Source organism: Streptomyces corallincola, assembly GCF_019104725.1.
GTDB lineage: Bacteria > Actinomycetota > Actinomycetes > Streptomycetales > Streptomycetaceae > Streptomyces > Streptomyces corallincola.
The window spans coordinates 281,232-293,893 of the sequence record NZ_JAHRXF010000001.1 but is presented as its reverse complement, the minus strand read 5'-3'; the positions used below and the strand labels follow the sequence as shown (position 1 = coordinate 293,893).

Below are 12,662 nucleotides of genomic sequence, written 5' to 3'. Positions count from 1 at the left end.
ACGCCCGCTCACTCCCCCGCGTACGCCCGCTCCAGCGCGGCGGCGTCCAGCTTGCGCATGCCGTACAGGGCCCGGACGGTGCGGGAGGCGCGCTCCGGGTCCGGGTCGGTGATCATCTCGACGACCGGGGCGTAGACGACCTGCCAGCTGAGCCCGAACCGGTCGGTCAGCCAGCCGCAGTGCCCGCCCGCGCCGCCGCCCTCGGTGAGCCTGCTCCAGTAGTGGTCGATCTCCCGCTGGTCGGCGCAGTGGATCTGGAAGGAGACGGCCTCGTCGAAGGTGAACTGGGGGCCGCCGTTGAGGGCGAAGAACCGCTGGCCGTTGGCGGTGAACTCCACCCCCAGCACGGAACCGGGCTCTCCGGGCCCCTCCTCGGTGTAGTGGCTGATCCGGCCGAGCGAGGAGTCCTTGAAGACCGAGACGTAGAACTCGGCGGCCTCCTGCGCGCGCCCGTCGAACCAGAGGCAGGTCGTGAATCCGTCGGTGCTCATGCGGGGCCTCCCAGCGGGACGTGGAACACGGTCACCCCTGCAGACCGGGCCGGCCCGCGGAACTCATCGGCCCGTCACCCGTACGGGTCAACGCACGGGTACGGCCGGAATTCGACGTATGCGAGGCGTAACGGCGGGTACTCGCCCCGTGAGCAGAGCGTCCGGAGGGTGCCCGGCAGGAGTGGAAGCGCGCGATCCGGGTATTCGGGGGCCACTCGTGCGGGCCGGGAGGTCGGCACGATCGGGTAGACAGAGGCCACAGAAGGCCGAACGCAGCACCGTGACTCACGTGGGAGAGGCAATGAAGACCGCCGGGACGTACCGGTCACAGGCAGGGGTCGAGGAACAGAGCGAGTACGACCGGGCGGGCCACGCGGGCCTGCCGGGCATCGCGGACCCGGCAGCGGTCGCGCCGCGCGACGCGCGGGAGCTGTCCCGCCAGTTCTTCCGGCGGCTGACCGAGCTGGAGGAGGGCACGCGGGAGTACCAGTACGCGCGCAACACCCTCATCGAGATGAACATGTCGCTGGTCCGCTTCGCCGCCGGACGCTTCCGCAATCGCGGGGACGACATGGAGGACATCGTCCAGACCGGCATGATCGGTTTGATCAAGGCGATCGACCGCTTCGAGCTGGCCCGTGAGGTCGAGTTCACCTCCTTCGCGCTGCCCTACATCGTCGGTGAGATCAAGCGGTTCTTCCGGGACACCACCTGGGCGGTGCACGTGCCCCGGCGGCTCCAGGAGATGCGGGTGGAGCTGGCGCGGGCCCGCGAGGAGCTGTCCAGCCGTCTGGACCGTGAGCCGACGCTCGCGGAACTGGCGACGCTGATGAACGTCAGCCAGGACGAGGTGGTCGAGGCCCGGCTCGCCTCGAACGGCTACAACTCGGCCTCCCTCGATGCCGCGCTCACCGGTGACGGCCGGGAGGACGGCGAGGCGGTGCTCGCGGACTTCATCGGGGTCGAGGAGGAGCGCCTGCTGCTGGTGGAAGACTTCCACGCGCTGGCCCCGCTGATGGCCGAGCTGAGCGACCGCGACCGCGAGATCCTGCACCTGCGGTTCGTGGAGGAGGCCACCCAGGCGGAGATCGGTGAGCGGCTGGGCTGCTCGCAGATGCACGTCTCCCGGCTGATCAAGCGGATCATCCTGCGCCTGCGCACGGGCATGCTGGGCGAACTCGGCTGCGCCTGATCCAGGGCGGTACGGCCGGGTGCGCCGGGTGACACACAGGGCCCGGACGGTTCTCCCGTCCGGGCCTTCGTCATGCCGTCGCCCGCCGTGCCCGGCGGTGGGGCTCAGCGCAGGGCGACGCGGGCGCTGACCCGCTTGCCCACCGGCACCCGCTCCACGGTGACCTCGGCGGCCACCGCGTGCACGATCTCCAGACCGTGCCGCCCGATCCGCTCGGGGTTCTTCGGGAACCGCCGGGGCAGCGCCGAGCTGCTGTCGTAGACCGCGACCCGGACCAGCGCGTCGGTGCCTTCGAGCTCCAGGATGTACGGGCCGCTGCTGTGCTGGTCGGCGTTGGTGACCAGCTCGCTGACCACGAGCATCAGATCGCCGACCGTGCGGTCGTCGATGGTGGCGCACCACTCGGTGCTCAGTCGGCTCAGGAACTGGTCGGCGAAGGCACGGGCCTCGGCGATGCAGCCGGGCTCACCGGTGTAGTGCGCCGCGCGTCGCAGCGGTTCCACGGGTATGTCGAAACCAGTAGGTATCACTGCCTCGCCCAGGTACTCGGTCATACGTGTCTCTCTCGAAGGCCCGGTCAACCCGGTCGCTGTTGCACCTGTCCTCGTACCCCGGACGGCGGTCCGCAGTCCATCCGGTCCGTACGGCCCTGCGCGAGCGGGCGGGCCCGCCCGCTCGCGCAGGGCCGTACGGCTCCCATCGTCCCCCAGCCCGTCCCCGGATGCCGCATCGGGCTGGTCACGGGAGGGCCGGGGCCGTGGCCGAAGACGAATACCGGCCACCCGGAGCACGGCCGGGCCGGGTGCCGACACGTGTCAGGCGACGGGGACGACGAGGGCGGGCACCGTGCGCTGCATCCGCAGGGCGTCGATGGACTCCGCGAGCAGTTCGTACTCGGTGGTGTCGTCGCACGCCGCGATCCGCACCAGCCGCCCCCCGGCGAGTTCCTCCGCGACCAGGTCCTGCCGGGCGGTGTCGGCGCACCAGGCGCGCAGCAGCGCGGGTACGTCGGCCACACCCGCCGCCACGGGCACCAGCGCCCCGGCGGGGAAGGCGGGCCGCTCGGGCACCGGGTCCAGCCGCTCCGCGATCCAGGAGGCGCGGTCGCGCAGCCACCACAGGGCGAGCGCCAGGGTGGGCGCCCGGTACGTCCCGAGCGGCACGCCGATCCGGCGGCCGTCGCAGGTGCCGTACGCGGTGACATGGCACAGGAATTCGTCGTGCACGATCACTCCCCCGAACGCATCGCTGGTGCCCCCTTTAATTGTTGCGGCTCCGCTGCGGTGAGAAGTGCCCCCGACTTCGAGTATCGCCACTCGGGAAACACTGTCACCATGACTTTTTAGCCACTCTCCTGGCATATTCACCCTCGCCATTGGCCGAAAATGAACGGCGGGCGGGAAAGGGGTGATTACCCGTGAGGTAATCGACCTCCGCCGCTCCGCTCGGGCAGGGTGGTGCCACCGGCCGGGGAAACCCGCTTTCCGGTAGCTGACCAGCAGATTCACCGGCAGATACTCCCGATGGAGGCTGATTCGCCATGTCCGAGAACACGAACCGCTACGAGGCCGCCGTCGCCCGCTACCTGGAGGCGTGGAACGCGGCGGAGCCGGAGGCGCTGGAGAAGGCGGTGGCCGCCGCCTGGACGCCGGACGGGGGCTATACCGACCCGCTGGCCGACGTACGCGGCCACGCCGGGATCGCGGCGGTGATCACGGCCGTGCACCAGCAGTTCCCCGGCTTCTCCTTCCGGCCGCGGGGCACGGTGGACGGCCACCACGACATCGCACGCTTCGGCTGGGAGCTGGTCAACGACGCGGACGGTTCGGCGCCGGTCGCGGGTTCGGACGTCATCGTGCTGGACGACGGGGACCGCATCCGCTCGGTCTTCGGTTTCCTCGACCGGATGCCGCCCGCCTGACGAACACGGCCTGACGAACACGGCGGGACCGAACACGGCGGACGGAACGCGCCGGTACGGAACGAGGCCGCACGGAACACGGCCGCCGGCGCGGAATTGATCGTTCCCTCTCACGGAATTGCGGGAGAGGCGGGCGACGGCATGGGCGTGGTGAATTCCGCACCCGGAGTTTCGGGCATCGGGGAAACGGGAAGCGCCGGTCGCCCGGAGGTGGGTTGACCACCTCGGGGCGACCGGCGCACTTTTTCACGCGGGCGCATTCACGGTGTGCGTCAATGCGCCCTTGACATTCCGGCAGTCGCCGAAAGTCAGCCCTTCACGATCGCGTCGATGCGGGCCAGTTCGTCGGTGTCGAAGTCGAGGTTCCGGATGGCGCCGACGCTGTCCTCGACCTGCCGGGCGCTGCTCGCGCCGATCAGGGCGGAGGTGACCCTGCCTCCGCGCAGCACCCAGGCCAGCGCCATCTGCGCGAGGCTCTGGCCGCGCTCGACGGCGATGTCGTTGAGCGCGCGGAGCCGGCCGACCAGTTCCTCGGTGACCGCCTCCGACTTGAGGAAGGGGCTGTCACCGGCGGCGCGGGAGTCCTCCGGGATGCCGTCGAGGTAGCGCCCGGTGAGCAGACCCTGCTCCAGCGGGGAGTACGCGATGGAGCCGACCTTCAGCTCGTCCAGCGCGTCGAGCACACCCTCGTCCTCGGGGCGGCGGTCCAGCATCGAGTAGCGGGGCTGGTGGATGAGGAGCGGGGTGCCCAGCTCGGCGAGGATGCGGGCGGCCTCGCGGGTCTGCTCGGCGGAGTAGTTGGAGACGCCGACGTAGAGCGCCTTGCCCTGCTGTACGGCCGTGTGCAGCGCGCCCATCGTCTCCTCAAGGGGAGTGTCCGGGTCGAAGCGGTGCGAGTAGAAGACGTCCACGTAGTCCAGGCCCATGCGGCTCAGGCTCTGGTCCAGCGAGGAGAGGACGTACTTGCGCGAGCCCCATTCGCCGTACGGGCCGGGCCACATCAGGTAGCCGGCCTTGGTGGAGATGACCAGTTCGTCGCGGTAGGCGGCGAAGTCGGACTTCAGGAACTCACCGAGCGCGGACTCGGCGGCGCCGGGCGGCGGGCCGTAGTTGTTGGCCAGGTCGAAGTGGGTGACCCCGAGGTCGAAGGCGCGGCGCAGGATGGCGCGCTGGGTCTCGACCGAGCGGTCGGGGCCGAAGTTGTGCCACAGGCCGAGCGACAGCGCGGGGAGCTTCAGTCCGCTGTTTCCGGTGCGCCGGTAGGGCATGTCGGCGTAGCGGTCGGTGTGTGCGGTGTACAACGCGACTCCAGAGGGGTTGGCACAGGCAGTCCAGGCTCCCGGCCGCATACGTCATACGGCACACGGCCACAGGAGCACCGACCCCACTCTTCACCGGGCGGGGTGCAGTGGTCCAACAGGAGAATCCGATGCGATTGTGCGGATAGGCTGCTGAATCATGGAACTGCGTCATCTCCAGCACTTCGTCGCCGTCGCCGAGGACCAGCACTTCACCCGGGCCGCCGAGCGGCTGATGGTGTCCCAGTCGGGTCTGTCGGCGTCGATCCGCGCGCTGGAGCGGGAGCTGCGGGCGCCGCTGTTCGTGCGGACGACCCGGCGGGTGACGCTCACCGAGGCGGGCCGGGCGCTGCTGGCGGAGGCGGAGCGCATCCTGGCCCAGGTCAGGTCGGCGCACGAGGCGGTGGCGGCGGTGCAGGGCGTCCTGCGCGGCACCCTGGCGGTGGGCACCGAGCAGTGCATCGCCGGGGTGAACGTGGCCCGGCTGCTCGCGGCGTTCCGGCGACGCCATCCGGACGTGGAGATCCGGCTGCGCCAGGCGGGTTCGGGGGCGCTCGCGGAGGAGGTCGCGGCCGGACGGCTGGACCTGGCGTTCGCCTACCGCATCCCGGCCGACGGGGACCAGTTGCGCACGGTGCCGCTGACGGGCGAGCCGATGACGGTCCTCTGCCACCCCAGCCACCGGCTGGCGGCCACCGGCGCGGTACTCACCCCGGAGGACCTGGCGGGCGAGGTCTTCGTGGACTTCCACCCCGACTGGGGGCCTCGCCGCGCGACCGACGCGGCCTTCGACGCCGCCGGAATCCGCCGCACCGTCGCCCTGGAGGTCAACGACGTCCACAGCCTCCTGGACCTGGTGGACGAGAACCTCGGGATCGCCGTCGTCCCCCGCCACTTCCGCCACAAGCGGCCCTCCCTGACCGCCCTCCCCATCAAGGAGTCCCCCGAGGCCGACTACGAGACCGTCGTCCTCCTCCCCCCCGACCGCGCCACCAGCCCCGCGGCCCGAGCCCTGGTGGACCTCCTGACCCCATAAGGTGACCACGGGGAACGGCGTGCCGAGCAAAAGCCAGGTCAAGGTGTCACGGGGCTGGGGCCGGGGCCGGACGAAGACTCCCCGAAGGGGCGCGGGGAACCGCGCGACCAGCAAAAGCCAAGGTCCACCCGGCACAGTGCCCCGCACAGACTCCCCGAAGAGGCGCGGGGAACGGCGCGGCCAACCACCACGCACCGGCGGACGACCACGCCCCCGGACGCCCCGCCCCCGATTCTCCGAGCGCCGCCGCAGGCGATACGCGAGAGTGACCCCATGCGAGAAAAGGACATCCTCATCGACGGCTTCGGCCGCGTCCAGGAAGAGGTCCACGCGGCCCTGGACGACCTGGACCCGGACGGCCTCCACCACCGCCCCCTGCCGGAGGCGAACTCCCCCGCCTGGCTGATCTGGCATCTGACCCGCGTCCAGGACGACCACGTCGCGGACGCCTTCGGTCTGGACCAGATCTGGCACACCGGCGGATGGCAGCAGCGTTTCGCCCTGGACCTGCCCCCCGACGACACCGGCTACGGTCACTCCCCCGCCCAGGTCGCCAAGGTCCGCGTCGCCTCGGCGGACCTGCTGACGGGGTACTACGACGCCGTGCACGAGCAGACACTCGGCGCCCTGCGCACCCTCACCGCGCAGGACCTGGACAAGATCGTGGACGACCGCTGGGACCCCCCGGTCACCCTGGGCGTCCGCCTGGTCAGCGTCCTGTCCGACGACCTCCAGCACGCGGGCCAGGCGGCGTACGTACGGGGACTGGTGCAGAACGCCTGAGGCGGGCCCGCACCACAAGCCCCGTACATACCGCGCGGAGCGGACTCAGCCCGCGTAACCGGGCAGGATCACGTCCGCGACGAGGGCGTTGCGCTCGTCGAAGGGGATGAACGCGCTCTTGACGGCGTTCAGTGTGACCGTGCGCAGGTCGTCCAGGGTCCAGCCGGCCTCCTCGACCAGCAGGGACATCTCGCGGGTCATGGTGGTGCCGGACACCAGCCGGTTGTCGGTGTTGAGGGTGACCCGGAAGCCGAGGTCCTTCAGCGCGGTGATGGGGTGCTCGGCGATGGAGGTGGCGCAGCCGGTCTGGAGGTTGGAGGTGGGGCACATCTCCAGCGGGACCCGGCGGTCGCGGACCCACCCGGCGAGCCGCCCGAGCTTGCCGTCCACGATGTCCTCGGTGATGCGGACGCCGTGGCCGATCCGCTGGGCGCCGCAGACCTGGAGCGCCTGGTGGATGCTGGGCAGGCCGTGCGCCTCCCCCGCGTGGATGGTGAACGGAACGCTCTCGCGGCGCAGGTGCTCGAACGCGGCGAGGTGGTCGGCGGGCGGGAACCCGTCCTCGGCGCCCGCGATGTCGAAGCCGACGACACCGGAGTCCCGGTACGTCACGGCGAGCCCGGCGGCCTCACCGACCCGGTCGAACATCCGCATCCCGCAGAGCAGGGTGCCCACCCGGACGGGGGTGCCCGCGGCGGCGGCCTTGGCCATACCGGCGGCCAGCCCCTCCTGCACGGTCTCCACGACCTCGTTCAGCGTCAGCCCGCCGTTCACCATCAGCTCGGGGGCGTAGCGCGTCTCGGCGTAGACGACCCCGTCGGCGGCGAGGTCGAGGACGTACTCCTCGGCGGTGCGCAGCAGGCCCTCGCGGGACTGCATGACGGCGAGGGTGTGCTCGAAGGTGGCTATGTAGCGGACCAGGTCGCCGGAGTTGGCGGCCTCGACATACCACGCGGCGAGCGCGTCGGGGTCGGTGGTCGGCAGGGTGTGCCCGATCTCCGCGGACAGTTCCACCACGGTCGCGGGGCGCAGCCCGCCGTCGAGGTGGTCGTGCAGGACGGCCTTGGGCAGTCGGCGGAGGGTCTCGGTGTCGATACGGGGCGCGGTCATGTGTGTGTCGTTCCTCGGCGGTCGTCGGGCGTGGTGCGGGTCAGCGGTCGGCGGGCTGGAGCAGGTCCCAGCGGTTGCCGTAGAGGTCCTCGAAGACGGCGACGGAGCCGTACGGCTCGTGGCGCGGTGCCTCCAGGAAGGTCACACCGGCGGCGGTCATCCGGGCGTGGTCGCGGGCGAAGTCGTCGGTGTGCAGGAAGAACCCGACCCGGCCGCCGGTCTGGTCCCCGACGCGGGCGCGCTGGTCGTCGTTCTTCGCGCGGGCCAGCAGCAGCCCGGTCCCGCCCTGCTCCGGTCCGGGTTCCACCACGACCCACCGCGTCCCGTCCGCCCGCGTCTCGTCCGCCGCGAGCCGGAACCCGAGGGCCTCGGTGTAGAAGCGGACGGCCTCGTCGTACTCGCTGACGAGGAGGGTGACCAGGGGGATGCGACGCACGGGGAGGGCCTTCCGGTGGGCGGTTAGCGGGTGAGGTTATACGTAAAACCTGACGGATGCCAGTCCCCTCCGCCGAGACGGGGATGACGGGTGGGTGGCGCGGGGACGAAGGGTCACCGCGGGCGTACGACGGCTCCGCGCACCGGCGGTGTCCAGGGCCACGTTCCGGGCGTGCGGTGTGCGCGGAACGATCCACGGCACACCGGCGCTTCGGGGAACGGCGTCGGCGGCGCGACCGCACCAGCCACACCGACACCACCCGGCACGCCCGGGCCCCGCTCGCACCGGCCTGGCCTCAGGGCCGCGCTTCCCCCTGGGCCACCTCGACCCGGTGGTGGAAGTCGGCGGTACCGGACACGGCAGCGAACCCCGAGACGGCCGCGCAGACGACCAGCAGGGCCGTGGCGGCGCGGCGCCCGGCGCGGGCGGGCGGCCCGGGGGCCTCAAGGAGGGCGTGGACACGGGCCGGAACGGGCCCGGTGGTCGCGGCGGCGGCGAAGCCGGGGCGTGCTCCGGGGCTCGACGGGGCGGCCAGTGCGGCACGGGCGATGGCACGGGCCAGTACCCGCCGGTCCCCGGTGCGCCGGGCGGCGGCCTCGTCGGCGGCGCGTTCGGCCGCGAGCCGGACGGTGGCGCGGACCGGGCGGAGCGCCGGATGGCAGTGGGCGGCGAGTTCGGCGGCGGCCAGGAACCAGTGGTGACCGCCCGCGTTGTGGGCGCGTTCGTGGGCGAACAGCGCCTCGCGCTCGGGGCCGTCCAGGGCGCGCAGCATGCCGGTGGTGACGACCACGCGGTGCGGACGGCCGGGCAGCGCGTAGGCGTCGGCGCCGGGCGCGTCCACCACGCACAGGTCCCCGGCGACGGCCGCGCCCCCGGCCTCGGCGCGGGCGGCACGCAGCGCGCGGGCCTGGCGCACGACCGAGCGGAGGAGGGTTCCGCAGCTCAGCGCGAGCATGGCCGCGCCGGTCACGGCCGTGGGCAGGACGACGAGGCCGGAGGCGGTGCGCAGCGGGTGCGTGAGTTCGCCGAGCGAGGCGAGCACGGGCAGTTTCAGCAGGCCGACCAGGGCGAGCGCGCCGAACGCGGCGAGCGAGCAGCAGGCCAGCGCGACCGCGCACCCGGTGACCGCCCACAGCGCGGTGGCGGGGGCGAGTCGGCCGAGCGCCCGCCGGGCCAGCGCGGGCAGGGCGAACGGCAGCAGCAGCGGCAGCACCAGCAGGGCGGTCATGCGCCGTCCGCTTCGAGGAGGTCCCGGAGCACGCGTTCGTCGTCGGGGCTGAGCTGGGCGACGAAGCGGGCGAGGACGGTCTCGCGGTCGCTGTCCCGGTCGAGTTCGGTGTGCATCCGGCGGGCGGTGATGCCCTGCGCGTCCTGGAGCGGGGCGTAGGCGAACCCGCGCCCCTCGCGGCTGCGCTCGACCATGCCCTTGTCGTGCAGCCGGGTCAGGATGGTGGTCACCGTCGTACGGGCCAGACCGGTGCCGAGGCTCTTCCGGACCTGGCCGACCGTCTGGGGGCCGCCCGCCGCCCACAGCGCGGCCAGGACACTCGCCTCCAGCTCACCGGCCGGCCGCCGCTCGTCCTTGGCCTCGCTCATGGGAACGTCCCTCATCCCGTCCTCGTCGGCACCGCCGCACGACGGACCGTCTACGCGAGTGTAGTCGGGCGGCGCGGCAGGACGCGGGCGGCGCGGACTCCGGCCCCTGGGGCCCCGTTGCCTCAGTCGGCCGCCGGTGCGTGCAGCCGGTTCAGCAGGTCCAGTTCCTCCGGCGGGAGCCGCAGCGCACCGGCGGCGACGTTCTCGGTCAGGTGGCCGGGATCGCCGGTGCCCGGAATGGCGAGGACGTGCGGGCCCTGGTGGAGGGTCCAGGCGGTGCGGACCTGCATCGGGGTCGCGTCCAGCCGCCGCGCCACGGCGGCCACCTCTGCGTCGAGGCGGGCGGCCTGCGGGCCGCGCTCGCCGCCCTGGCCCGCGAGGGAGTAGTACGGCACGAAGGCGATGCCCGACTCCCCGCAGATCCGGAGCAGTTCGTCGCTCGCCGGGATGTGCTCGTCCAGCCCGAACCGGTTCTGCACCGCGACCACGGGCGCGATCTCCAGGGCCTCGGCCAGATGCCGGGGCTGTACCTCGGAGATGCCGAGGTGCCGGATCAGACCCGCCTGCCGCAGTTCCGCGAGCGCCCCGAAGTGCTCCGCGACGGAGTCCTGCCGCATCCGGCGCAGATAGACGAGGTCGAGATGGTCCCGGCCGAGCTGGCGCAGGTTCTCCTCGACGTGCGCGCGCAGGTCCTCGGGCCGTGCCGACGTACCCCACTCACCGGACCACTCCCGGAACGGGCCGACCTTGGTGGCGATCACCAGATCGTCGGCGTACGGCGCGAGCGTGGTGTTGATCAGCTCGTTCGCGGAGCGCAGCGAGGAGAAGTAGAAGGCGGCGGTGTCGATGTGGTTCACCCCCAGCTCCACGGCCCGGCGCAGCACGGCCGTGGACCGCTCGCGGTCGCTGGGCGTACCGAGGTGGAAGGCGGCACTGCCGGTCAGCCGCATCGCGCCGAAGCCGAGACGGTGGACGGGGAGATCGCCGAGCCGGACAGTGCCGGAGGCGGCGGCGGTGATCGTTTCGGAGGTCATCGGCGGATGATGACACAGCGCGCGGCCGGGTCACCGCCCCGTAGGGGCCCGTCCCGTAGGGGCCCGTCCCGTAGGGGCCCGTCCCGTAGGGGCCCGTCCCGTAGGGGCCCGTCCCGTAGGGGCCCGTCCCGTAGGGGCCCGTCCCGTAGGGGCCCGTCTGCGCCCTTGTCCCGTCCGAGGTCAGAATCGACCCCATGAACCTCACCGAGCACCCCCTCGTCGTCCAGGCCCGTCGGCTCGCCGCCGATCTGCTCGCCCCGGAGGCGGAGCGGGTGGACCAGGGGGAGGTGCCCGCCGCGCACATCGAGGCGGTGAAGCGGTCGGGGTTGCTCGGGGTCGTGGCACCGGAGGCGTACGGCGGCTCCGGCGCACCCCCGGCCGTACTGCGCGAGACGGCGGAGATCCTGTCCGGGGCGTGCTGCTCGACCTGGTTCGTGCAGACCCAGCACCACACGCCCGTCCAGACCCTCGCCAAGAGTGAACTCCCAGTGCGCGAGCGGCTGTTGGGCCCGCTGGCGCGTGGGGAGCTGCTGTCGGGCGTGGCGTACGCGCATCTGCGTGCCCACCCGCGCGCACCGGTACGCGTCCGGCGTGCGGGCGGGGACCTGCGCTTCGACGGAACGGTGCCCTGGTACACCGGCTGGGGGCTGAACGACGTGATGCTGCTGGCCGGTGTCGAGGACGGCGGGGACGTCGTGTTCGCCTTCGTACCGGCCCGTGAGCAGCCGGGCCTCACCGCGTCGCCGCCGATGCGCCTCGCCGCGCTCACCGCCGCCCGCACCGTCTCGCTGGAACTCGACGGTCTCCGGGTCCCCGAGGAGGCCGTCGCGCTGCGCACCCCGTACGAGCACTGGGCGCCGGGCGACCGGGCGCGCACCCTGAACGCCAACCCGGCGGTCTTCGGGATCGCCGTCGCCGCGCTCGACCTGCTGGACGAGGAGTCCGCCACCCCGCTGCGCGCCCGCCTGGACGGGGTACGACGGCACACCTACGACCTCGCCGACCACTCGGAACCCCTGGCCCGCATCGAGGAGCGGCTCGCCGTGCGCGCCGACGCCTACGCCGTACTCGGCGCGGCCACCACCGCGGCCGTGGTGGCGGGCGGCGGCCGGGCCGTGTCCCTGCGCAGCCGCGCCCAGCGACTCGCCCGCGAAGGGCTGTTCCTGCTGGTGCAGGGCCAGACGGCGGAGACCCGGCGCGCGCATCTGGGGGCACTGGGAAGGGTCTGAGAGCGGATTGGGACGCGGCGCGACGTAGTGCGGCGCGACACGGCGGGGAGCTCAACCCGCTTTCACATGAGTCGAGTTGACGCGGACCGCTCTCAACCCGTCTCCGTGCGGCCCGCGTTCAGCCCACTGCCGTCAACTGTCGATGTCCTGCGCGGGTACCACGACCAGGAACGCGTCCGACCGCAGATCCATGACCACCGTCGCGGGTTCGCCCGCCGCGCGCCGCGCCGCCGCGTACTCCTCGGCGGGCCACGAACCGCGCGGAGAACCCGCCGGGAACCGCTCCAGCACCTTCTCACCCATGCCGACCGCACCTCCTGCGTCCGGAGCCGACCGGACCGGACCCGTCTCCGGGTCCCCGCCCCGCTCGTGTCCACCGAGCCGTCGTACCGGCCCGTACGTTCCGTCTGCCCTGGTCCGGCGCTGACATGTCCGCGCGGTACGGGCTTCGTCGCGTCGGGTGACGGAGTGCGCCCCGGCGTGTGGGCCATCGGAGGGGCGCGCATCCGTACGGCGTCCCCGGCGGGAAGACATGG

Annotated in this window: 15 protein-coding genes; 5 read left to right on the top strand and 10 right to left on the bottom strand. The window is 72.6% G+C overall.

All coding sequences use genetic code 11. From position 1 onward, the window contains the following. Nucleotides 1-8: 8 nt before the first annotated feature. A complete protein-coding gene (locus tag KUM39_RS01330; RefSeq protein WP_217783424.1) occupies nucleotides 9-491 on the bottom strand; it encodes a VOC family protein in 483 nt (160 codons plus the stop codon). A 301-nt stretch (nucleotides 492-792) separates the two neighbouring features. On the opposite strand from KUM39_RS01330, the gene KUM39_RS01325 reads away from it, so the two are divergent. Further along, a complete protein-coding gene (locus tag KUM39_RS01325) occupies nucleotides 793-1,683 on the top strand; it encodes a SigB/SigF/SigG family RNA polymerase sigma factor (protein WP_217783491.1) in 891 nt (296 codons plus the stop codon). A 104-nt stretch (nucleotides 1,684-1,787) separates the two neighbouring features. Here KUM39_RS01325 and KUM39_RS01320 read toward each other — a convergent pair whose 3' ends face one another. Further along, entirely contained in the window at nucleotides 1,788-2,237 is a 450-nt protein-coding gene (locus tag KUM39_RS01320) for an ATP-binding protein (RefSeq protein WP_217783423.1), read from the bottom strand. A 261-nt stretch (nucleotides 2,238-2,498) separates the two neighbouring features. Continuing rightward, nucleotides 2,499-2,909, bottom strand: coding sequence for a hypothetical protein (locus KUM39_RS01315; protein ID WP_217783422.1), 411 nt, complete (start codon nucleotides 2,907-2,909; stop codon nucleotides 2,499-2,501). A gap of 314 nt (nucleotides 2,910-3,223) precedes the next feature. Here KUM39_RS01315 and KUM39_RS01310 point away from each other — a divergent pair, with 314 nt between their 5' ends. Continuing rightward, complete coding sequence (locus tag KUM39_RS01310) at nucleotides 3,224-3,604, top strand: nuclear transport factor 2 family protein (protein ID WP_217783421.1); 381 nt, start codon at nucleotides 3,224-3,226, stop codon at nucleotides 3,602-3,604. Nucleotides 3,605-3,912: 308 nt separating this feature from the next. On the opposite strand, the gene mgrA is transcribed toward KUM39_RS01310, so the two are convergent. Further along, entirely contained in the window at nucleotides 3,913-4,905 is a 993-nt protein-coding gene (gene mgrA, locus KUM39_RS01305) for an L-glyceraldehyde 3-phosphate reductase (RefSeq protein WP_281425598.1), read from the bottom strand. 157 nt (nucleotides 4,906-5,062) lie between these two features. Between mgrA and KUM39_RS01300 the strand changes: the two genes are divergently transcribed. Together KUM39_RS01300 and KUM39_RS01295 are read left to right on the top strand one after the other, a co-directional pair. After that, the gene (locus KUM39_RS01300; protein ID WP_217783419.1) at nucleotides 5,063-5,938 is read left to right on the top strand and encodes a LysR family transcriptional regulator; all 876 of its coding nucleotides are present in this window, start codon (nucleotides 5,063-5,065) and stop codon (nucleotides 5,936-5,938) included. 273 nt (nucleotides 5,939-6,211) lie between these two features. Beyond that, nucleotides 6,212-6,721 carry a mycothiol transferase gene (locus tag KUM39_RS01295; RefSeq protein ID WP_217783418.1) on the top strand — a complete coding sequence of 170 codons (510 nt, stop codon included), beginning with the start codon at nucleotides 6,212-6,214 and terminating at the stop codon, nucleotides 6,719-6,721. A 45-nt stretch (nucleotides 6,722-6,766) separates the two neighbouring features. On the opposite strand, the gene KUM39_RS01290 is transcribed toward KUM39_RS01295, so the two are convergent. From KUM39_RS01290 to KUM39_RS01270, 5 genes are all read right to left on the bottom strand, one after another. After that, nucleotides 6,767-7,831, bottom strand: a complete 1,065-nt coding sequence (locus tag KUM39_RS01290) for an adenosine deaminase (protein ID WP_217783417.1) — start codon at nucleotides 7,829-7,831, stop codon at nucleotides 6,767-6,769. A 40-nt stretch (nucleotides 7,832-7,871) separates the two neighbouring features. Beyond that, nucleotides 7,872-8,267: a VOC family protein gene (locus tag KUM39_RS01285; protein WP_217783416.1), complete on the bottom strand. Its 396-nt coding sequence runs from the start codon at nucleotides 8,265-8,267 to the stop codon at nucleotides 7,872-7,874. A gap of 295 nt (nucleotides 8,268-8,562) precedes the next feature. Beyond that, the gene (locus KUM39_RS01280) at nucleotides 8,563-9,495 is read right to left on the bottom strand and encodes a M48 family metalloprotease (protein ID WP_217783415.1); all 933 of its coding nucleotides are present in this window, start codon (nucleotides 9,493-9,495) and stop codon (nucleotides 8,563-8,565) included. Then, on the bottom strand, nucleotides 9,492-9,863 hold the full coding sequence (locus KUM39_RS01275; RefSeq protein WP_217783414.1) for a BlaI/MecI/CopY family transcriptional regulator: 372 nt from the start codon (nucleotides 9,861-9,863) through the stop codon (nucleotides 9,492-9,494). The genes KUM39_RS01280 and KUM39_RS01275 overlap by 4 nt, the downstream gene beginning before the upstream one ends. A gap of 122 nt (nucleotides 9,864-9,985) precedes the next feature. Then, nucleotides 9,986-10,897 (bottom strand): aldo/keto reductase, encoded by a 912-nt coding sequence (locus KUM39_RS01270; protein ID WP_217783413.1) that lies wholly within the window; start codon nucleotides 10,895-10,897, stop codon nucleotides 9,986-9,988. Between the two features lie 194 nt (nucleotides 10,898-11,091). On the opposite strand from KUM39_RS01270, the gene KUM39_RS01265 reads away from it, so the two are divergent. Further along, nucleotides 11,092-12,126: an acyl-CoA dehydrogenase family protein gene (locus KUM39_RS01265; protein ID WP_217783412.1), complete on the top strand. Its 1,035-nt coding sequence runs from the start codon at nucleotides 11,092-11,094 to the stop codon at nucleotides 12,124-12,126. A 132-nt stretch (nucleotides 12,127-12,258) separates the two neighbouring features. Here KUM39_RS01265 and KUM39_RS01260 read toward each other — a convergent pair whose 3' ends face one another. Next, nucleotides 12,259-12,429, bottom strand: a complete 171-nt coding sequence (locus KUM39_RS01260; RefSeq protein WP_217783411.1) for a DUF8839 family protein — start codon at nucleotides 12,427-12,429, stop codon at nucleotides 12,259-12,261. Between the last annotated feature and the right edge of the window lie 233 nt (nucleotides 12,430-12,662).

What these genes read in the sequence shown, in the direction of transcription:
- KUM39_RS01325 (WP_217783491.1), top strand. Translation starts at nt 793, where the DNA reads ATGAAGACCGCCGGGACGTACCGGTCACAGGCAGGGGTCGAGGAACAG.
- KUM39_RS01320 (WP_217783423.1), bottom strand. Translation starts at nt 2,237, where the DNA reads ATGACCGAGTACCTGGGCGAGGCAGTGATACCTACTGGTTTCGACATA.
- KUM39_RS01275 (WP_217783414.1), bottom strand. Translation starts at nt 9,863, where the DNA reads ATGAGCGAGGCCAAGGACGAGCGGCGGCCGGCCGGTGAGCTGGAGGCG.
- KUM39_RS01290 (WP_217783417.1), bottom strand. Translation starts at nt 7,831, where the DNA reads ATGACCGCGCCCCGTATCGACACCGAGACCCTCCGCCGACTGCCCAAG.
- KUM39_RS01310 (WP_217783421.1), top strand. Translation starts at nt 3,224, where the DNA reads ATGTCCGAGAACACGAACCGCTACGAGGCCGCCGTCGCCCGCTACCTG.
- KUM39_RS01300 (WP_217783419.1), top strand. Translation starts at nt 5,063, where the DNA reads ATGGAACTGCGTCATCTCCAGCACTTCGTCGCCGTCGCCGAGGACCAG.
- KUM39_RS01330 (WP_217783424.1), bottom strand. Translation starts at nt 491, where the DNA reads ATGAGCACCGACGGATTCACGACCTGCCTCTGGTTCGACGGGCGCGCG.
- KUM39_RS01280 (WP_217783415.1), bottom strand. Translation starts at nt 9,495, where the DNA reads ATGACCGCCCTGCTGGTGCTGCCGCTGCTGCTGCCGTTCGCCCTGCCC.
- KUM39_RS01265 (WP_217783412.1), top strand. Translation starts at nt 11,092, where the DNA reads ATGAACCTCACCGAGCACCCCCTCGTCGTCCAGGCCCGTCGGCTCGCC.
- KUM39_RS01270 (WP_217783413.1), bottom strand. Translation starts at nt 10,897, where the DNA reads ATGACCTCCGAAACGATCACCGCCGCCGCCTCCGGCACTGTCCGGCTC.
- KUM39_RS01260 (WP_217783411.1), bottom strand. Translation starts at nt 12,429, where the DNA reads ATGGGTGAGAAGGTGCTGGAGCGGTTCCCGGCGGGTTCTCCGCGCGGT.
- KUM39_RS01295 (WP_217783418.1), top strand. Translation starts at nt 6,212, where the DNA reads ATGCGAGAAAAGGACATCCTCATCGACGGCTTCGGCCGCGTCCAGGAA.